Origin of the sequence: Vibrio sp. EJY3, from assembly GCF_000241385.1 — a bacterium.
In the GTDB taxonomy this organism is placed as follows: Bacteria; Pseudomonadota; Gammaproteobacteria; order Enterobacterales; family Vibrionaceae; genus Vibrio; species Vibrio natriegens.
The window spans coordinates 1,678,987-1,699,516 of record NC_016613.1; the positions used below are offsets into that span (position 1 = coordinate 1,678,987).

Here is a 20,530-nt window from a genome sequence, read left to right on the forward strand (position 1 = left end):
GTCCTCCTTTTAACCAAGATGCTATTCACACAGAGATAGTGAATACTTATTTACATCAACCTTGGTCTATACCAACACTAAAATATGGTTGTTATTTAATTACATTTTTCTGATATAGGGGAATAAATAGGTAAATGTTAAGCGCCGAGTTGCCTAACATTAAGAGAAACTAAGTTAAAGAAAGTGGAATAAAAGTGACCTACCTCATGATTAAGTGCGCGAAAAATGTACAGTTGCAGAGGTATTTATGTGAAAAGAGTGAAGTGTTCGGATAAAAAAAATCGACCTGAAGCGGTCGATTAAGGCAAACAAAGGAACGAAATAAAGAAATTAAATCAGGTTATCCAACCATGGCCATGGGTGCCATCACAAACAGGTGGCTTGCACACGCCATACGGTCGTGCATCACTTTAATCGGTTGGCCAAATGGCAGAGACTTGCTTCCATCAAGCACAAACTCTTCTTGTCCCACGTAAAGGCACAAGCTAGAGGTTTCTCCAGGCTCAAGTACAATGAAGACACCTTCAGAGTATTGGTTCGTCAGGAAGACCATATCCCCTTCTTCTGGCTCATATCCAGAAGACTGAGCATCGAAAAACCAACTTTTAGGTTGTACTGGCTTATGGAAGCGTTTAGCAGCTACGCAGTATAGGGTTAGCTCTGCTTGACGGTATTCACTGATATCGAGACAGCGAATACGTTCATTAAAGGTCTGAAACGCACTAGCATCATCGACAGTAAATTCGTTGTTTGAGAAGGCGCAGTTGACTAGCAGCTTTCGGGATAGATTGGTTTGGAAAATCATTTCCTCCCCTAAATCCAGCATTAAACAAGCTTTATGCTCGTCATAATACCAATTCCATTTGTCGCTGGGTTTAAGCATTGTTCCGTTCTCTCTTGACTAGTTAAATCAGTGGTAAAGAGGTAAGACGCTTAATTACCTACTCATGATTTTTAAATTCTACAAATGAACGGACAAAAAAAAAGAGGAAACAAGATCCTCTTTTTTTGTAATAACTAATGTAAACTCAGCGAGTTGTTAAATTATTTTAAAGATTTTTAACAATATCGCGTACTAAACCTGGACCGTGGTAAATAAAACCTGTATAGACTTGGACCAACTGTGCTCCGGCCATCATCTTCTCTTTTGCCGCAACATAAGAATCGATACCACCCACACCAATGATCGGAAGTTTGTCGCCAAGCGCTTCGTGAAGTTTACGAACCACCTCAGTAGAACGGGACTGTACCGGACGGCCACTTAAGCCACCCGCTTCATTCGCGTGTTTCATACCTTCAACAACGGTTCTATCCAATGTTGTGTTCGTCGCAATCACACCATCGATGTTGTTTTTAATTAGTGATTCGCAAATCTGAACGATTTCGTCATCACTCAAGTCTGGTGCGATCTTCAGTGCCAACGGTACGTATTTATCGTGCTTTTCTGCTAGCTCAGATTGTTTTGCTTTCAACTCAGCAAGCAACTCATCCAATGCCTCGCCGTATTGAAGCGAACGTAATCCTGGCGTGTTTGGAGAAGAGATATTCACCGCAATGTAACCTGCGTATTCGTATACTTTTTCCATACAAATCAGGTAGTCTTCTGCCCCTTTCTCAATCGGCGTATCTTTGTTTTTGCCGATATTGATACCAAGTACACAGTCGAACTTTGCTTTCTTCACATTCTCAACCAAGTGATCAACACCTAGGTTGTTAAAGCCCATACGGTTGATGATGCCCTCTGCTTCCACTAGACGGAACAGACGTGGTTTATCATTACCAGGTTGTGGACGTGGTGTTACGGTACCGACTTCAACGAAACCAAAACCCATCGCATCAAACGCTTCAATACATTCGCCGTTTTTGTCTAAACCAGCAGCGAGACCGACAGGGTTACGGAACGTTAGCCCCATGCACTCTACTGGACGATTTGGTAATTGTTGACGATAGAAAAGATCGAGAGGTGTGCCGTTAAAGCGTTGGAAATTCTTAATTGCAAGATCATGTGCCTTTTCGGCATCAAGTTGGAAAAAGCCAGTTCTGGCTAGACGGTAAAGCATTGTGCCTCCGAAAGAAAAAAGCCCCGTGTAAACGGGTCAATATTATTTACTGTTTTTAATCGTAATTCAATGAAAATGAACGAATTAAGTAAAATCATATTTCTCAAAATTAATTATCATTTAAAAACAGTCATTTAAATTCATTATTTGAGTACAAAAATCATAATTATTTATGAAAAAGCAATCGATTTCAGTACATATAAAGTTAAAACCATAGTGACAGCGTCACTTAAATCTCGGTAAGACCTGGTATTTAGGTACAAAAAAGCCCCGTATTTCTACGAGGCTTTGTCTAAAACGCTAACTCTCCTACTCGCTTGGTGAGCAGTTTAAGTTAAGCAATACCAATTCACGTAGCGCAACCGAGAATTTTGCAAACTCATGGACAGAGCCAACTTTAAACTCGTTTAGGATACTTTCCCAACGTTGCAGTGAAGGTTCATTAGATTCCATCCAGTTATCAAGTGCTTCTATCACATCAAACTCTTCTGATGCGCAGTTGCAATTTAGTACCTGAGCGGTTAGCTGACGTTGCTGCCAATCTAAGTCTTCACGGAACGCTGCGCGAGCCAACGCTTGCCAGTTGTTGTCTACAGCTTGGTTGTTGATTTGCTTCAAGAACCAGTGCAGAGACAGACGATCCCCTAAGTTGAAGTACAACTTAGACGCTTGCTCAACCGTTTTGCCTGTTTCACTTGCCACTGCAGAAATATCCAGTGCAGATTGCAGACTTGATAGGCGAGCAACTTGATGAGCCAGTTTCTCTTCAACCCCTCTGTCCATCCAAACTTGTGCGAGTTCGTTGTGTTCTTCAACTTCTGACTCAACAAGCATGCTATCAAGCGTTTCGCTGATAACGTTCACATCTTGTTTGTAAAGATTGATCAATTCGCCCACGGTGTATTTGCCGCTACGATTACGCAGTAGCCAACGAGCGATTCGGCGTAGAGCACGACGAACATAGAACATGATTTCGTACTGTGCTTGCGCTGTCGCTACGTTATCCAGCTCACGAGTCTGTTTTAGAATCGATTCTAGTTCGAAGATTTCACGTGCTGCACTGTATGCATTGGCGATATCAACAACACTTGCACCCGTCTCTTCTTGCAAGCGAGTGACGAAGTTACAACCCATCTCATTAACCATTTGGTTCGCCAGCGCTGTCGCGATAATTTCTGCACGTAGCGGGTGGTTGACCATCTGATCTTTATAGTTACGGCGTAACTCACTTGGGAAGTAAGCAACTAGCTGCTTCGCATGGAACTCGTCATTTGCGATTTCGTCCGTAACAAGCTGCTGCTTCAATACCATTTTGCCGTAAGCAACCAGAACAGAAAGCTCTGGACGTGTCAGACCCAAGCCCTGCTTTTCACGCTCTAGAAGCGTTTCGTCATCAGGGATGTATTCAAGCGCACGATCCAGGAACCCCGCTTTCTCCATAGTATGGATGAAGCGAATCTGTTCTTTAACGATACCAACACCCTGCTGCTCAGTAACAGAAATTGACTCTGATTGGCAGTAAGCATCATCAAGAACGATTTCACCGACTTCATCTTCCATCGACTCTAGGATTTGGTTACGTTGTTTAACAGTCAGATCACCGTTTGAAACCAAACCATTCAGGAAGATCTTGATGTTGACTTCGTTATCCGAACAGTCAACGCCACCTACGTTATCAACGAAGTCGGTGTTCACGCGGCCACCGTTAAGTGCGTATTCGATACGACCTTGTTGAGTCATACCCAAGTTACCGCCTTCACCTACAACCTTCGCTCTCAGATCACGACCGTCGATACGTAGCATGTCGTTTGCACGGTCACCAACGTCAGTATGCGTCTCGTTAGAAGCTTTAACGTACGTACCGATACCACCATTCCATAGAAGATCCACTTTCATTTTCAGGATCATTTTAATCAGATCGTTTGGTGCCATAGAAGCTTTCTTAGTACCCAACATTTTCTGAATTTCAGGTGTTAACTGGATCGATTTCGCACGGCGAGAGAAGATGCCACCACCGTCGGAGATCAACTCTTTGTTGTAATCTTCCCAGCTTGATCTTGGCAGATTAAACAAGCGGTTACGCTCTTCCCAGCTTGACGCTGAATCTGGATTTGGATCAATGAAGATGTGCATGTGGTTAAACGCAGCTTGTAGACGAATGTGCTTAGATAGCAGCATACCGTTACCAAACACGTCCCCTGCCATGTCACCAACACCGATAGCAGTAAAGTCAGTCGTTTGACAATCAATGCCCATTTCACGGAAGTGACGTTTTACTGACTCCCAACCACCTTTTGCTGTGATACCCATTGCTTTGTGGTCGTAACCGTTAGAACCACCAGAAGCAAATGCATCACCCAGCCAGAAGTTGTATTCGTCAGAGACTGAGTTCGCTAAGTCTGAGAATGTTGCAGTGCCTTTATCTGCAGCAACAACCAAATATGGGTCGTCTTCATCGTGACGTACAACATTTTGCGGATGCGCTACTTCGCCTTCAATGATGTTGTCTGATACATCAAGCAATGCGCGGATAAAGCGTTTGTAACAACGTTGACCTTCCGCGAAGATCTCATCACGTGTAGTCAGAGATGGTTGACGTTTACAAACGAAACCACCTTTCGCACCAACAGGAACGATAACAGTGTTCTTAACTTGTTGAGCTTTAACCAGGCCAAGAATCTCTGTACGGAAATCTTCTTGGCGATCTGACCAGCGCAAGCCACCACGTGCTACTTTACCACCACGCAAGTGAACACCTTCGATGTCCGGTGCGTAAACGAAGATCTCAAATGCCGGTACCGGTTGCGGAATCTCTGGGATTTCACTCGGTTTCATCTTCAATGACAACCAAGGCTTAGGCAGTTTGTTCTCGTCTGTTTGGTAGTAGTTGGTGCGTAGCGTCGCCATGATCATTTCCATGTAACGACGGATGATACGGTCGTCATCCAAGCTTTCTACACGATCCAATTGCTCAGTCAGTTTCTTGATAAGATCATTCTGACCTTTCTCGCTACCTTTGTGCTTAGGATCGAAACGCTTGGTAAACAGGTTAACTAGACCTGTTGCTAAATCTGGGTAGTGGCTTAGCGTATCTTCAATGTATTGTTGACTGAATGGGAAGCCAACTTGACGCATGTAGCGCGCGTAAGCACGAAGAATTGAGATTTCACGGCCAGTCAGAGAAGCACCTAGTACCAATCGGTTAAAGCCATCACTCTCTAGGTTACCAGACCAAATCGCTGCAAATGCTTGTTGGAATCGATCACGCGCTTCGCGAAGATCTACCGTTTTCTCGCTCTTATGCAACATTGAGAAATCTAGGATCCAGAATGTCTGACCGTTGGTTTTCTCGATCTCATATGGAGATTCACCGATCACGCGTAGACCCAAGTTTTCTAACATTGGCATTACGTCAGAAAGGTGGATCGGCTCGTCTCGGTGGTAAAGTTTCAAACGTACCGCTTTTGAATCTGCCGCTTCTTCTTGAGGACGGTAGAACAACATGCCCAGTTTGTTGTCGTCGCTTAATGCTTCCAAACGTTCAATATCTGCAACTGCAGAGCTAGGCATCATATCTTCTTTGTATGAACGCGGGAATGAACTCATGTACTCTTTTGAAAGTGGAAGACCTTTGCTTTCACCAAAGTTAGCGATGATGGATTCTTTAAGTCTGTCGTCCCAAGAGGTGGAAACTTCCATTAGGTTTTGCTCGATCTTTTTCACGTCTACGTCAATGTTGTTATTGTCTACACGAACAATGTAATGCGTTCTGGCCAAAGGACTTTCTGAGAAGTAAGTTGTGAATTCAACTTCTTGCTCGCAGCCAAAGTATTGTTTGAAAATACGTTGAGTCTGGCGACGCAATTCTGTGTTGTAACGATCTTTTGTTACATAGACCATGCAGCTAAAGAAGCGGCCAAACGGGTCTTTACGTACAAACAGACGAATCAAGTCGCGATCTTGCATTTGCACCACGCCCATGCCGACTTCCAGCAACTCTTCTTCGTTTGCTTGAAGCAGCTCATCACGTGGGTAGTTTTCTAAAATATTGTGCAGTGCTTTGTATGAGTATGATCCGTGACGGTAACCACTTGCAGTTAGGATACGATCCACTTTTTCACGAATCAGAGGAATGCTTTGAACCGCTTGGTTGTATACCGCCGACGTGTAAAGGCCAGTGAAACGGTGCTCACCAATCACTTTGCCATTTTCATCAAACTTCTTGATGCCAATATAGTCAGTGTAAGCAGGACGGTGAATACGACATGGTCGATTGCCTTTTGTCATGATCAGCGCGTATGGCTTTTTCGCTTCTAGTCTTGCTGAATCAGACAGTTCGGACAGTTTCACGCTGCGAACTCGCTTGTCGTCCGCAAACAAACCCAAACCTTTCTCTTTCACAGGGTTTAGTTCTGTATCGCCATTGTTTTCAACAAGGTCATATTCTTTGTAACCCATGAAGGTGAAGTTGTGCTCACCTAGCCAACGCAAAAATGCAATGGTCTCATCCATACGATCCTTTTGGATCGTTACGCGTTCTTTATTCTGCTCAAGTTGATCTGTAACGACTTTCAGCTTGTCGACCATCTTTTTCCAGTCGCTTACCACAAGGCGCGTATCAGAAAGGATGTCTAATAGCTCAGCTTTAAGTGCCTGCATCTCTTCTTTACTGGTAAGACGGTCAACTTCGATATGGAACAAAGACTGAAGGACACCACCTTCACCGTTTACATCGATAACGTGGCCCTTCTCATCTCGTTGAAGTTGAGTTGGATTGTTCAACATAAGATGAGACACCAAATCTAGACGAGCTAAGGCCATCTTGATTGAGTCCACTAAGAACGGGCTATCTGGAACAACAACTTCTACGATTGTGTGAGTCGATTGCCAACCTTGACGGCTGACGGTCGGGTTGAAGACTTGTACAGAAACATCTTCAGGTTTTTTTTCGTTGATATGATGCCAAAGGCTAATTACGGCACCATAGAGATCGGATTCATTTCGCTGGACCAGGTCGTCATCGGAAATATTACTAAATAAGTGTTGAGCAAGTTTTGTTACAAGCGTCTGGTGAGAAAGCTCGAGTTTGTCTTGAATCAGTTGGTAAACTTTTTCAAGCAGAACCGGCACTACATTTTCACGCGCGGTCATATTCACACTCCACAGAATAATTGTTGTTTTGTAGGGGGACTTAGCAAAGGGATAACTTCCCTGAAACTAAGCATTGGTAATGCATACGACCCATTGTAAAAGGATAATTACAAATGTTTAACAACTATTAGTAGTGGTATGAGGTGAAATGTCTGATTCTGTGACTAAGATACCTATTTAAACATCTAGAAATATCTTACCTCACAGAGTTTCCAACTTAATAAACTTGTTATTTTGGTCAGTTGTTAGCCTAAACTGCCCTCTAATGCCCAATTGAGTAAGAAATGGTCTGAATTTAGCCGCTGATAACTGAAGTCTTAAACCGTTGTGAGTCACAACTTGGATCGTGTTTGAAACACCAGAATAATGTGAACGAAATGTCTGATATGGAATGTTGAGTGAGAAATAGTAGTACTTCATTAGGTAAAACGTTAATAAAAAAAAGGGTGGTCACTCAGACCACCCTATTCGTTTGATGACTATTCGTCTAGTGCCTTGGTGACTTTTTCAAACAAGTCTTTGGCAAGATTATCCATCGCTTTAAGTTTTTCAAGTTCTGCACGAATCAGCGCCTGGCGACTTTCATCGTATTTACGGAACTTAAGTAGCGGATCAATCAGACGAGATGCCACTTGCGGGTTGGTGTCATTCAACTGACGCAGAATCTCACCCGCAAACAGATATCCTGAACCTGACTTATCATGGAAATGCACTGGGTTTGCACTCAAGAACGAACCGATCAAGCTACGAATACGGTTCGGGTTTTTCAAACTGAACGCTTCGTGTGACATGGTTGCTTTTACTTTTTCAAGCGCATCTTCAGCTGGATTGCTACCTTGCAGTACAAACCATTTGTCCATAACCAAACCATCGTGTTTCCACTTATCGCTGTAATCCGCCATCAACGTTTCACGACATTCAAGCTGTGCATTATTGGCAGCCGTCATCGCAGCAATGGTATCTGTCATGTTGTTTGCAGATGCATATTGCTCCTGAACAAGTTGGTTGCCATTTTCAGTATGCGCAAGGAACTGAAGGCACTGATTGCGCAACGCACGCTTACCAATAGCATCATGCTCGATAGAGTAATCCGCTTGCTTCAACGTATGGTAGGTTGCACTTAGTTCATCTTCTAATTCTTTAGAAAGTGACAGTGTAATGCTATTGAGTACGGTATCAACCGCATCGATATCAATCTGTTGGTACCAACCGGTAATTTCATTGATAGAAGGCAATGATAACACCTGTGCGATGAACGCTGGTTCCAGGTTGGCATCAAGCAATACGCCACGGAACGCGTCGATCAACTCTTCAGAAAGTTTAACTTCCTTGCCCGCTTGAACGTTCACGACGTTTTGACGGATGTATTTCGCCAGCAACATTTGGCTTGCATCCCAGCGTGCAAAATCGTTCGTGGCATGTTTCATCAGGAAGATCAGTTCTTCATCGCTATAACCGTATTCCAGTTTTACTGGTGCGGAGAACTCGCGTAGCAATGATGGTACTGGTTTAACATCGACATTTTCAAACACGAAAGTCTGTTTGTCTTGTTTGATGTCTAGAACATTGTGAACAGACTCACCATTGATAATCAATGGAATTACCTGACCTTTGTCGTCGTACAATTCAATATCAAATGGAATATGCAGCGCTTGTTTTTCCGATTGGTCATGCGTTGACTCGGTAAACTGCTCAACGGTTAGCGCGTAAGTTTTCGCGTCAGCATTGTACTCGCTGTTCACGCGCAATGTTGGTGTACCCGACTGGCTGTACCATAAGCGGAATTGTTGTAGGTCAACGCCTGTAGCATCTTCCATCGCCGATACAAAATCTTCACATGTTGCAGCTGTGCCATCATGACGCTCAAAGTAAAGCTTCATGCCTTTTTGGAAACCTTCCTCGCCTAGCAATGTGTGATACATGCGAATGACTTCACTGCCTTTCTCATAAACAGTGAGCGTGTAAAAGTTATTCATTTCGATAACTTTATCTGGACGAATTGGGTGCGACATCGGGCTCGAATCTTCAGCAAACTGAGGACCACGGATAATACGAACATTATCGATACGGTTAACCGCGCGAGAGCCAAGATCTGACGAAAATTCCTGATCACGGAAAACTGTTAAGCCTTCTTTTAGACTTAACTGGAACCAATCGCGACAAGTCACGCGGTTACCCGTCCAGTTATGGAAGTACTCATGACCAATTACGGCTTCAATTCCCAGATAATCGCGGTCAGTCGCCGTTTGGTCGTTGGCTAGAACGAACTTAGAGTTAAAGATGTTCAGACCTTTGTTTTCCATCGCGCCCATATTGAAGAAATCAACGGCCACGATCATATAAATGTCTAGGTCATACTCCAGGCCAAAGCGTTCTTCGTCCCACTTCATTGAATTGATCAGTGACGTCATGGCATGCGGCGCACGATCCAAGTTACCTTTATCAACAAAGATCTCTAGCTCGACATTGCGACCAGACATAGTGGTGTAGTTGTCGCGCAGTACATCAAAATCACCAGCAACCAGTGCAAATAAGTACGCTGGTTTCGGGTGTGGGTCTTGCCATTGTACCCAGTGGCGGCCATTCTCTGCGTCGCCTTCTGCAATACGGTTACCGTTGCTCAGCAAGTAAGGGTATGTCCCTTTATCGGCAATCACTTTCGTCGTGTATTTTGCCAATACGTCTGGGCGATCCAGGTAGTACGTGATGCGACGGAAACCTTCGGCTTCACACTGTGTACAGAAAGCACCACCAGATTTGTATAAACCTTCAAGTGCCGTATTCGCTTCAGGATCAATCTTAGTAATGATCTCAAGTTCAAATTCAGCTGGTAGATCAGAAAGAACCAGAGAGGCTTCTTTCACTTCATGATGAGCCCAGTCTTCTCCATTCACTTTGACAGAACGAAGCTCCAGCCCTTCGCCATCTAACTCCAATGTTGTGAGTTCACCCTTTTGAATGACTTTCGATACCGCAGTAACGATAGTGTCGTTATCGAATAGATCAAACGTGAGATCAATGTCGGTAATAGTATGAGATGGCGCTTGATAATCTTTACGATATTTAGCTTGAGGAGCTTGGGACATGTCCATAAATCCTTGTCTGTCGAAGAATAAAAAACCACTTCTTTAATGACTAAAATATTGAAGTGGTATCACTATATAAGCTATTAGTAGTGCTTGTGGTATCAAAATACAAGCCTTTACACCAAAAAATAGAGCTAATAGTGTACTAGCTCTACTTTATGGTTAACATTTATACAACATTACTTGCATTCACTAGGGTTACATCACGGTGAAGAATTATAGATAGTTGTTATTGTGTAACTCTATTTAAAACCGCGTACATATCACCATTTGAGTCTTCTATCGTCAATTCGTTTTTGTTGAGTTTATAAGTGGTTCCATGCTCGCCGTTTTCATACAAAAGAACTAAGTACTCATCCTCGGTATAAAAGACACCCTGTTTCACTGATTCTTTCCCGGCCTCATTAGAAACGCGGAATAGAAAAACGAAATCGGGTTGGAGAATCAAGTCCATGTGGCTGATCTTACTTGCGGCAAGGCCATCTCCAGAGACGTGAGAGCTAGACCAAATGCCTGCCAGCGCATTCGATAGACCCTTGGTGAAGGTGACACCATTAAGATCAAGCGTGTTGTGGTTATTCCGGTACGCATAGATTTGGGGCTCATCCGTATTCAGGCCAAGAACAATCGTATCTTCGTTGACATTGTACATCCCTTCCCAATGATCAACGGAATAGTCCTTTTTCTGGATATCAATAGAGAACATATAGTCAGAACCTAAAGACAGTTTGATGGCGCGAAAGTTTTCCGCAGACTCTCCTGAGTTCTGATTCAGCAAATACCAATCCCCGATTAAAAACGGGGTGTCAAAGTGACTTAATTCTTCTTCACGAGCGTTGTCGGCGCTGTACGCGCTAAAGCAAAAAAAACTAAGTAAAATAAAGAACCATTTCATATCGGCATCCTTATCGTTTTCTTTTAGCTTAGGCTTTAGTCATCTGTTTCGCGAAATATTTGAGATTCATCACGTAAATTGTTAGTACAAAAAAAGCGCATATTTATCTCAATATGGCTGGGAAATGAAGATAAAAAGATAGAAAAAAAGAGCGAGTCATAAGGACTCGCTCTTGTAGTATTGAATGTTTAGTCGTTATGACTGATCAGTTGGTTTCAACATATCAATCATAATTGAGACAGATTCATCGAGATAAACGTCTGGGGCTTCGTAGTCTTTAGGCACATCATCTAACGACTTAAATGCCTTTTTGCCTAGTAATGCCTGACGTTCATTGATGCGCTCCAGACGAAGCTTGTCTTCAGAATCTTGCTCCGCTTTGCGCACTTTTTCATTGAGCGACAAAAAGTTGTTGTCTTTATCTTGACGATATTTCTCAATGTCTTCGTTGATGAATCGGAATTCCATTTCATCCGCGATGCGCTTGTTATGCAGCTTTGTTAAACTCGCTACCAACGTATCGTTGTCCGGATACATTGTGTAACTCGCTTTATCGATGCTATCCCAAGGTAGCGCGTTCTCTTCGACACTTTCACCGGTTTCAGAAGCTTCGATTGGCGTTGGATAAGCAATATCCGGCGCTACCCCACGATTCTGAGTACTACCACCATCAATACGGTAGAACTTCTGAATTGTGTATTGAACATATCCTAGCTCTTTATCAAAAAGGTCATAGATATGGTTCAACGAGCGGTGCTGCTGGACAGTACCCTTACCAAACGAGTTCTCACCAAGAATGATAGCGCGGTTATAATCTTGCATCGCTGCGGCAAAGATTTCCGAAGCAGACGCACTATAACGGTTAATCAGCACCGTTAAAGGACCATCGTAACTGATTTGTCCATCAGTATCCGCATTGACCTTGATTCGACCATAGCTATCGCGAACTTGTACGACCGGACCTTCTTTGATGAATAGTCCCGTCAGCGCCGTTGCTTCTGTTAAAGCACCGCCACCGTTGTTACGCAAGTCGACAATCACGCCGTCCACATTCTTGGTTTTAAATTCCGCCAGCAATTTGTCCGTATCGTTAGACAAACCGACGTAAAAACTCGGTACTTCCAAAACGCCAATTTTCTTGCCGTTCTTCTCGATCACTTCTGACTTAACAGCTCGGTCTTCCAAACGTACTTTGTCACGAACAATTGTGACAATGTAACTCTTGGCTCCAGCGCCTTCTGGCAATATCTGAAGGTTAACCTTGGTGCCTTTTGGCCCTTTGATTAACTGAACCACATCGTCTAAACGCCAGCCAATAATGTCGACAATCTCTTCGCCATCTTGACCAACACCAATAATGCGGTCACCTTCACCAAGCTGTTTGCTCTTTGAAGCTGGGCCGCCAACCACGAGTGAACGAATAACAGTGTAATCATCCGTCATTTGCAAAACGGCACCAATACCTTCCAGTGAAAGGTTCATTTCTGACTGGAACTGTTCTGCGTTGCGTGGAGAAAGGTAGCTAGTATGAGGATCGACTTGTCTTGCGAAGGCATTCATGTAGAGCTGGAATGCGTCTTCGTTATTGGTTTGAGTGATTCGCTTCATCGCGTTGTTATAACGCTTCTCTAAAACTTCTTTTATCTCTGGCCACTCTTTGCCAGTCAGTTTCAGATTGAGTGCGTCATACTTAACACGTTTTCGCCATAACTCATTAATTTCCGACTCATTTTTTGGCCATGCTGCTTCTGAACGATCAAGTTCGATTTGATCATCGTTATCAAATTTGATTTCGTTGTCGAGCAAGGTCAACGCATAAGCAAAACGTTCAAAACGTTTTTGCATAGACAGATTATAGACATCGAATGCGATCTGGTTATTGCCAGCTTTAAGCTGATCATCCAGCTCTACAGACCAATCTTTGAAGGCGTCTATATCAGCTTGAGTGAAAATATTTCGATTATAATCAAGCATTTCTACATAGCGTTCAAAAATCGCTTTAGAGAAATCGTCATCAAGACTGAAATGCTTGTAATGAGAGCGGGTGAATCGAGAGGTGACTCTCTTGCTGGCCGTTTCGTGCTGAACTTCAGGAGTGAGCACTGGCAAGTCATCTTTGTGTAGTTTGGCTTCTAGAGCCTGAGCTGACGCTGCTAGCAATAAGCTAGCAGCGATCAGGGTCACTTTTGAACGGCAATTCATGCGTAGGAGTATCTCCCTTATGCGCGCAAGTGCTCCGCTTTTACAACCATTTGTAGGCCGTTAGCAAGTTGAACACGTACATCATCCTTATTGATTTCAACAATGGTCGCTGCCATGTTACCTTTGCCCATGTTCACATTTACTGCGTTGCCTACGGTGATTTCGTCAGCGTTTAGCGCGCGTGTTTCTACAGGCTGAGTTGGTTTCTGTGCTTTAGGTTTATTAGTACGACGAGGCTGTTGAGGCTTTTTAGCCGCTGGTTTTGCTTTCGCCTTACCCTCTTCACGAGCTTTCTGTGCTTGTTCTTTACGACGAGCTTGAACTTTCGCTTTGCTTTCTGCAAGTGTTGCTTTAGCGTGTTCTACGTGTTCTTCTTCTAGCTCACCACATGGGTTGCCGTCTAAATCTACACGTACCGCACCTGGTTTTACACCATGTAGGTAACGCCATGATGAAGTGTACTGTCTTAACGCTGCACGAAGCTGAGTTTTGCTTACTTTTTCGTCTTCATTTAGACGTTCCGCAAGATCTTGAAAAATACCAATTTTCAGAGGTTTTGCTTCACCTTCTAAAGTAAAGCACTTAGGGAAACATTCAGCAATATATGCGATAACTTCTTTGCTGTTTTTTAACTTTTCAGTCATGAGGGTTCCTGGTTTGAGCGGCTTTCCGCAGAGCATTAAGAAAAAATATTCTCGTATTATAGTGAGATGCCAACGAAAAACCACACTCGTGGACGAATTTATGCGTTGTTCGCGTGTGAATTAAGCAGCTTTTCTACTTCAGACATAAAATGAGTAAGCCCTGCTTCATCCGTTTCATTGAATCGGCCAATACTTGGGCTATCGATATCTAACACTCCGGCTACTTTTCCGTTAATCGTAAACGGAATCACAATTTCAGAATTACTTGCCGCATCACAAGCAATATGGCCTTCAAACGCATGTACGTCGTATACTCTTTGTATGGTGTTAGTTTTTGCTGCGGTACCACAGACTCCACGCCCCATCGGGATGCGAACACAAGCTGGCTTACCTTGGAACGGACCTAGAACCAGTTCGTCCCCTTTAGTAAGGTAAAAGCCTGCCCAGTTGAGATCTTCTAGTTCCATAAATAGAAGTGAGCTCAGGTTTGCCAAGTTGGCAATAAAATCTGGCTCTGACTCAATGAGTGCTGCGGCTTGCTTGGTTAGTCTTTGATACTGTTCTATGTTCATATTAACTTCCTACTAATTTATAACGCTTCCATTCTTATGGGTTAACGCTAAAATGCTGACCTACCTTATAATAGGACTTATTCTCAATTACAATGATTAAGAAAGATGACACTATTAGCCGTTCTTGGTTGATAACACAAGTAAAAAAGCACAAGTCCAAGCTAATTCTAGCGAACTTGATTGCTGTTTTGGCAACTTTGATTAGTGTTCCAATCCCTCTTCTTATGCCACTGATGGTGGATGAAGTCTTATTGGATCAACCCGCCAATGGCATAGCTGCAATGAATGCTGTTCTTCCAGCAGCGTGGCACACGCCTACTGGCTATATTTTCTTTACGCTGTTTTTGGTCGTGCTTATGCGCGCAGCCAGTCAAGCGCTCAACATCGTTCAAAGCCGTCAATTCACGCTGGTATCGAAGACGATTACCTTCGAAATGCGCAGCAAGATGATCGACAAACTAGGCCGAATCAGTATTCGCCAGTACGAGACGAAAGGCAGTGGCGGTATCAACGCTCACTTGATCACTGATATTGAAACCATTGACCAGTTCATCGGCTCTACTCTGGCGAAGTTTGTCGTTAGTTTACTGACCGTTATAGGAACTGCAATCGTTCTTCTTTGGCTAGACTGGCGATTAGGTTTATTTATCTTGCTGGTTAACCCTGTCGTTATCTATTTCTCTCGTAAACTCGGTAGCATGGTCAAGCACCTGAAGCGCAAAGAAAACCATTCGTTTGAGCTGTTTCAAACGCGCCTGGTCGAAACGTTAGATGGTATTTATCAGCTTCGTGCCGCCAATAAAGAGAGAGAATTTCTTCAGCAGTTGAAAGACAGTGCCGATCAAGTTCGTGTCGATGCAGACAAATACGCCTGGCAATCTGAAGCGGCAGGTCGTGTATCTTTCTTACTGTTCTTAATTGGTTTTGAGTTATTCCGCGCAGTGGCCATGTTGATGGTGCTGTTTAGTGACCTGACCATTGGCCAAATTTTTGCGGTGTTTGGCTATTTGTGGTTTATGTTGTCCCCTGTTCAGGAGCTGCTTGGTATCCAGTTCTCCTGGTACAGTGCCAAAGCAGCATTAAAACGCATTAACGATCTGCTTCTGCTGGAAGAAGAACATCGACCGCCGTCAAAAGTGAACCCTTTCACCGATGATCGCGAAGTGGATGTGAAAGTAGAGAACGTCAATTTCTCTTACAACAGTGAGCACAATGTGCTGGACAACCTCTCTTTGCATATTCCTGCAGGTAAGAAAGTGGCTTTGGTCGGCGCAAGTGGCGGTGGTAAGTCGACATTGATTCAGCTACTGATTGGCGTATATCAGCAAAATTCCGGACACGTTCGTTACAATGATGAGCTCACGCAGGATATAGGCTTTGACGTGATTCGTGATAAAATTGCCGTGGTATTACAGCAACCTATATTATTTAACGATACCTTAAGGCATAATCTGACTCTCGGTGGTAACTTCGATGAAATGTCATTATGGCGTGCGTTAGATGTCGCTCAGCTACAAGATGTCATTTCTCAGTTAAACCACGGGTTAGATACACAAATTGGCCGCAATGGTATTCGATTATCAGGCGGACAACGTCAGCGCCTCGCGATAGCCAGAATGGTATTGAGTAACCCTCAATTTGTTATTTTGGATGAAGCAACGTCTGCGTTAGATACAGCGACAGAAGCTGCTCTGCACAAGGCGTTGACAGAATTCTTGCGGGGCCGGACAACCTTAATTGTTGCGCATCGTCTGTCTGCTGTGAAACAAGCCGATTTGATCTATGTGCTTGAAGACGGAAAAGTAACACAAACCGGCACCCATGGAGAGTTAGTTGAGCAGGAAGGCTTATATCAAACCTTATATGGTGGCATTCAGTCCCACGCTTAAAACATTCTGTTCAGAGAGGTCGTTGTGATGGCCTCTCTGTCTAAGCACGCCATGAAACCTAACCGAGTCCGCTTGTGTCAGGGTTGCGAACTTCCTGTCGATATTGTCGAGTTGCCTCAAGGTAGACATGCCTACTGCCCTCGTTGCGGTACACAATTGTATCGTGGTGGACAGCACAGTTTGTCGGGCAATTTAGCCATCGCTGTGACGTGCATTCTTTTATTTATTCCGTCCCACTTTTTTAATTTCATCAGTATCAGGCTGTTTGGCGTTATGATTCCGGCAACCTTACCGTCGGGAATGATTACCTTGATGGAAGAAGGCTTCGTGCTTCTTTCGCTACTGATCCTTTTCTGTAGCTCTATCGCGCCACTTACCGTTTGTGTTTCTGTCGTCACGGCCCATATTTCAATCCATAAGCGTTGGTTTAATGGGCTGCGTGTTTCTCTTTGGCTGATCCAGCACCTTAAACATTGGGTAATGCTGGATGTATTTTTGGTCAGTATCGCCGTAGCCTGCTTCAAACTACAGGATTATTCGGACATTTTTGTTGGACCAGGTTTAATTGGCCTCGGTTTATTGCAGATATTTACTGTACTTCTGGTTTCCCGAATCAGCGTGCGTCGCTACTGGGAAGTGTGGCAACCAGAGGCCACTTACCAGTTTGAACACAAAGATGTGCATTGTCATGAATGTCACTTGTCGCAACCTGAAAATGACTCATGTCACCGCTGCCAGCACGAGCTTTACCATCGTAAGCCGCATTCAATTCAAAAAACATGGGCTTACCTGATTGCCGCAACCGTGGCGATTTTCCCGGCTAACCTGATCCCTATTTCAATTTTGATAACCAATGGCCAGCGCCTTGAAGACACAATTTTTTCCGGCGTTGCGTCTTTGATAAACAGCGGTATGTACGGCATTGCGGCAATTATTTTTGTCGCCAGTATTGTTGTGCCCGTGGTCAAAATTCTCAGCCTTGCCTACATCATGCTGTGCATCAAATTCAGACGTAACGTATTCAGGCGGCAAAGAATGATGATTTACTTCGCAGTAAAATGGATCGGTAAGTGGTCTGTCATGGATTTGTTTGTTATTTCTATCATGATGACCTTGATCGATCGTGGTCAGATACTCGACTTCACACCGGGGCTTGGCGCAGTAGCCTTCGGTTTAGTCGTGGTGTTTACTATGCTAGCAGCAGACAGTATCGACCCAAGGTTAATCTGGGACCAGCCCCAAAAACAATCAGAAAAAGAGTCAATGAATGAGTGATCAGAACAGTTCTCAAACGTCATACGTGCCAGACATTAAGAGGAGTAAAGGCATATCTCCCCTGTGGCTGCTGCCGATTTTGACAATGGTTTTAGCCGGCTGGCTGGTGGTGAAATCGATTCACGATGCTGGTCAGCGCATTCAGATCTACTTTTCCGATGCAGCAGGCTTAGTGGCAGGAAGAACCACCATCCGTTATCAAGGTATGGAAATCGGTATGGTTCGCGATATTAATCTGACCGAAGATTTGGGCAGCATCTACGTTGACGCCGACATCTACCCGGAAGCCATCAAACTGCTGAATGAGAACACCCGTTTTTGGCTTGTGAAACCAACCGCCAGCCTCAGTGGTATCTCCGGCTTGGACGCGCTCGTTTCCGGTAACTACATTTCTATTCAACCAGGCGACAGTGACGAGTTAGAAACCGTTTTTCATGCCCTCGACACTGTTCCCACGGACCTACGTGTGACTCAAGGTTTGAACATTAAACTGACGAGCCGGGATTTGGGTGGCGTCTCGATTGGGTCTCAAATCGTTTATAAGAAGATCCCTATTGGCGCGGTATACAGCTATCAGTTGGATGATGATGCTAAATCCATCACCATTCAGGCAAACATTCAGGAACAATACCGTCACATCATTAACGATCGCAGTCGTTTCTGGAACGTAAGCGGCATTGGAGCAAACATTGGCTTTGGTGGTGTCGACGTTCGCTTAGAGAGTATGAGTGCCCTTATTGGTGGCGCTATCGCCGTGGATTCGCCTGATGACGGTGAACCTGTCGGTGAAAATACTCAGTTCCGTTTATACAAAGATTTGAAAACTGCGGGACGAGGAATTGCCGTTAAAATTGTACTACCTGATGACAACAAAGTGAGTGCTGAAGGTGCTCCTATCATGTATCGCGGACTCGAAATTGGTCAGGTGACCGACTTAAACCTTTCTGAAGGCCGTGAAGTCATCATCGCCTCGGCAGCTGTACAGCCTGCATTCAGTGACATGCTGACAACCGGAACTCGATTTGTTCTGGAAGAGGCTAAGGTTTCCCTTTCCGGCGTCGAAAATATCGCCAACCTGGTGCGCGGTAACTACCTAACGATTGTTCCCGGTGAAGGCGAACGCTCTCGTCAGTTCACCGCTATCCGTAAAAATGTATTCAATCAGCAACAAGAAAAATCGATAGCGATTAGGCTAACTTCTGATAATTCATTTGGCTTAGACAGTGGCGCAAATGTGCTCTACAAAGGCATTGTAGTTGGCTCAATCATTAAAGTTGGGTTAGTCGAGGAAGGCCAGCAAGCGCAACATGAAGTCTATATGGATGTACTCATTGACCATGAATACAAGCACTTGCTCAAATCGAACAACCGATTCTACGTCACAGGCAGTGCTTCGGCTGAGCTGACCGAGTCTGGGCTAAGCGTTACCGTACCACCTGCCAAACAACTACTGACAGGCTCTATCAGTTTTGTCAGCGCAGGCGCAGCGAGTATTCAGAACGAATATCAACTGTTCCAAAGTGAATCGTTAGCAGAACTGGCGCAAAACAACCGCCGCGGTTCTCAAGTTCTTACCCTATTTGCGCCTGAATTACCTTCGGTTTCAAAAGGCAGTCCTCTACTCTACCGCAATCTACCGGTGGGTAGCGTCTCGGATTTTCATTTGGTTGATGGCGGCGTGGTTATACAGGTGAGCATTGAAAATCGCTTTGCTCACCTTTTGACCTCTCAAACGGTTTTCTGGAACCGTTCAGGTATTGAGATTGATGCATCCCTAGCAGGCCTGAGTGTTAAAGCTCATCCTTTAAAATCGCTCATCCAAGGTGGCATCGCCTTTGATTCTGTTCCCGGCGTTGAAAACAAAATCGGTGACCGCTGGAAGCTCTATGAGGATCAAAAAACCGCACGCAAATTCGGTCGTGTTATATCTCTGACAACCGATGGCACTCAAGAAGTGGTGAAAGGCATGCCTATCACTTACCAAGGTGTGACTGTGGGTGAAGTGACCCTTGTTGTGCCAGACTTCAGACGCAATTTGGTCGAAGTAACGGCGCGTATTTTACCTGAGTACGTATCTGACATTGCCGTCGAAGGTTCTCGCTTTTGGCTTACTGAGCCAGAAATTGGCCTTGGCGGGGTGAAAAACCTTGGCGCGTTGGTTTCGAAATCGATCAGTGTGAAACCAGGTAAAGGTAACGGTGCTTTTAGTTTCAAATTAGAGAAACAATTTGATCAAGTCCATGGTGTGATGTTCACACTTCAAAGTGAACAACGCGGTTCAGTACAAGCTGGAACGCCAATTTTGTATCGTCAAATGGAAGTTGGTCAGGTGACCGATGTTCGCTTGGGCGAATTCGCCGATCGTATTGTCACAACAATCAAACTAAAACCGGAGTATGCCTACCTTGTGCGCCAGAACAGTGTGTTCTGGAACGTATCAGGCGTCGATGTCTCGATAGGTCTTACTGGTGCCAATATCAAAGCGGGAACCATTGATAGTATTGTCCGTGGCGGAATCGCCTTTTCGACACCGGAACAATCGCAAATTCTGCCTGCTGCTAAAAATGGCCAAACCTTCTTCCTCTACCCTCAGGCAGAAGAGAGTTGGCTGCAATGGCGAACAGCAATTCCTAAGCCATAGCTAACATTCCTGTGCCATAGTTGTAAGGCAACAAAAGAGCAGCACTGGCTGCTCTTTTTTAATCCCCCACGTTCGGTGGCTATTCGTTTCTGCGCGACTTTCGTATATTATTTGC

Annotated in this window: 12 protein-coding genes; 3 read left to right on the top strand and 9 right to left on the bottom strand. The window is 44.3% G+C overall.

Annotated elements, in window-relative coordinates; all coding sequences use genetic code 11:
- Nucleotides 1–340: 340 nt before the first annotated feature.
- From VEJY3_RS07720 to VEJY3_RS07755, 9 genes are all read right to left on the bottom strand, one after another.
- A complete protein-coding gene (locus tag VEJY3_RS07720) occupies nt 341–883 on the bottom strand; it encodes a cell division protein ZapC (protein WP_014231886.1) in 543 nt (180 codons plus the stop codon).
- Nucleotides 884–1,049: 166 nt separating this feature from the next.
- Complete coding sequence (gene pyrD / locus VEJY3_RS07725; protein ID WP_014231887.1) at nt 1,050–2,060, bottom strand: quinone-dependent dihydroorotate dehydrogenase; 1,011 nt, start codon at nt 2,058–2,060, stop codon at nt 1,050–1,052.
- 309 nt (nt 2,061–2,369) lie between these two features.
- Nucleotides 2,370–7,211 (bottom strand): NAD-glutamate dehydrogenase, encoded by a 4,842-nt coding sequence (locus VEJY3_RS07730; RefSeq protein ID WP_014231888.1) that lies wholly within the window; start codon nt 7,209–7,211, stop codon nt 2,370–2,372.
- A gap of 201 nt (nt 7,212–7,412) precedes the next feature.
- Nucleotides 7,413–7,631, bottom strand: coding sequence for a DUF2835 domain-containing protein (locus VEJY3_RS24625; protein WP_014231889.1), 219 nt, complete (start codon nt 7,629–7,631; stop codon nt 7,413–7,415).
- 59 nt (nt 7,632–7,690) lie between these two features.
- Nucleotides 7,691–10,297 (bottom strand): aminopeptidase N, encoded by a 2,607-nt coding sequence (gene pepN, locus VEJY3_RS07735; protein WP_014231890.1) that lies wholly within the window; start codon nt 10,295–10,297, stop codon nt 7,691–7,693.
- Between the two features lie 229 nt (nt 10,298–10,526).
- Complete coding sequence (locus VEJY3_RS07740) at nt 10,527–11,192, bottom strand: hypothetical protein (RefSeq protein ID WP_014231891.1); 666 nt, start codon at nt 11,190–11,192, stop codon at nt 10,527–10,529.
- A gap of 195 nt (nt 11,193–11,387) precedes the next feature.
- Nucleotides 11,388–13,394, bottom strand: a complete 2,007-nt coding sequence (gene prc, locus VEJY3_RS07745) for a carboxy terminal-processing peptidase (protein WP_014231892.1) — start codon at nt 13,392–13,394, stop codon at nt 11,388–11,390.
- 17 nt (nt 13,395–13,411) lie between these two features.
- Nucleotides 13,412–14,038, bottom strand: coding sequence for an RNA chaperone ProQ (proQ, locus tag VEJY3_RS07750; protein WP_014231893.1), 627 nt, complete (start codon nt 14,036–14,038; stop codon nt 13,412–13,414).
- A 98-nt stretch (nt 14,039–14,136) separates the two neighbouring features.
- Nucleotides 14,137–14,610 carry a GAF domain-containing protein gene (locus VEJY3_RS07755; protein WP_014231894.1) on the bottom strand — a complete coding sequence of 158 codons (474 nt, stop codon included), beginning with the start codon at nt 14,608–14,610 and terminating at the stop codon, nt 14,137–14,139.
- A gap of 92 nt (nt 14,611–14,702) precedes the next feature.
- Between VEJY3_RS07755 and VEJY3_RS07760 the strand changes: the two genes are divergently transcribed.
- Genes VEJY3_RS07760 through VEJY3_RS07770 form a run of 3 tightly spaced genes read left to right on the top strand, consistent with a single transcriptional unit; the run spans nt 14,703 to nt 20,415 of the window.
- Nucleotides 14,703–16,499 carry an ABC transporter ATP-binding protein gene (locus VEJY3_RS07760; RefSeq protein WP_014231895.1) on the top strand — a complete coding sequence of 599 codons (1,797 nt, stop codon included), beginning with the start codon at nt 14,703–14,705 and terminating at the stop codon, nt 16,497–16,499.
- A gap of 27 nt (nt 16,500–16,526) precedes the next feature.
- Entirely contained in the window at nt 16,527–17,774 is a 1,248-nt protein-coding gene (locus VEJY3_RS07765; protein ID WP_014231896.1) for a paraquat-inducible protein A, read from the top strand.
- Entirely contained in the window at nt 17,767–20,415 is a 2,649-nt protein-coding gene (locus VEJY3_RS07770; protein ID WP_014231897.1) for an MlaD family protein, read from the top strand. Before VEJY3_RS07765 ends, VEJY3_RS07770 begins: the two co-directional genes overlap by 8 nt.
- The last annotated feature ends 115 nt before the right edge of the window (nt 20,416–20,530 follow it).

What these genes read in the sequence shown, in the direction of transcription:
- VEJY3_RS07740 (WP_014231891.1), bottom strand. Translation starts at nt 11,192, where the DNA reads ATGAAATGGTTCTTTATTTTACTTAGTTTTTTTTGCTTTAGCGCGTAC.
- prc (WP_014231892.1), bottom strand. Translation starts at nt 13,394, where the DNA reads ATGAATTGCCGTTCAAAAGTGACCCTGATCGCTGCTAGCTTATTGCTA.
- VEJY3_RS07720 (WP_014231886.1), bottom strand. Translation starts at nt 883, where the DNA reads ATGCTTAAACCCAGCGACAAATGGAATTGGTATTATGACGAGCATAAA.
- VEJY3_RS07760 (WP_014231895.1), top strand. Translation starts at nt 14,703, where the DNA reads ATGATTAAGAAAGATGACACTATTAGCCGTTCTTGGTTGATAACACAA.
- VEJY3_RS24625 (WP_014231889.1), bottom strand. Translation starts at nt 7,631, where the DNA reads ATGAAGTACTACTATTTCTCACTCAACATTCCATATCAGACATTTCGT.
- pyrD (WP_014231887.1), bottom strand. Translation starts at nt 2,060, where the DNA reads ATGCTTTACCGTCTAGCCAGAACTGGCTTTTTCCAACTTGATGCCGAA.
- VEJY3_RS07765 (WP_014231896.1), top strand. Translation starts at nt 16,527, where the DNA reads ATGGCCTCTCTGTCTAAGCACGCCATGAAACCTAACCGAGTCCGCTTG.
- VEJY3_RS07755 (WP_014231894.1), bottom strand. Translation starts at nt 14,610, where the DNA reads ATGAACATAGAACAGTATCAAAGACTAACCAAGCAAGCCGCAGCACTC.
- VEJY3_RS07730 (WP_014231888.1), bottom strand. Translation starts at nt 7,211, where the DNA reads ATGACCGCGCGTGAAAATGTAGTGCCGGTTCTGCTTGAAAAAGTTTAC.
- VEJY3_RS07770 (WP_014231897.1), top strand. Translation starts at nt 17,767, where the DNA reads ATGAGTGATCAGAACAGTTCTCAAACGTCATACGTGCCAGACATTAAG.
- proQ (WP_014231893.1), bottom strand. Translation starts at nt 14,038, where the DNA reads ATGACTGAAAAGTTAAAAAACAGCAAAGAAGTTATCGCATATATTGCT.
- pepN (WP_014231890.1), bottom strand. Translation starts at nt 10,297, where the DNA reads ATGTCCCAAGCTCCTCAAGCTAAATATCGTAAAGATTATCAAGCGCCA.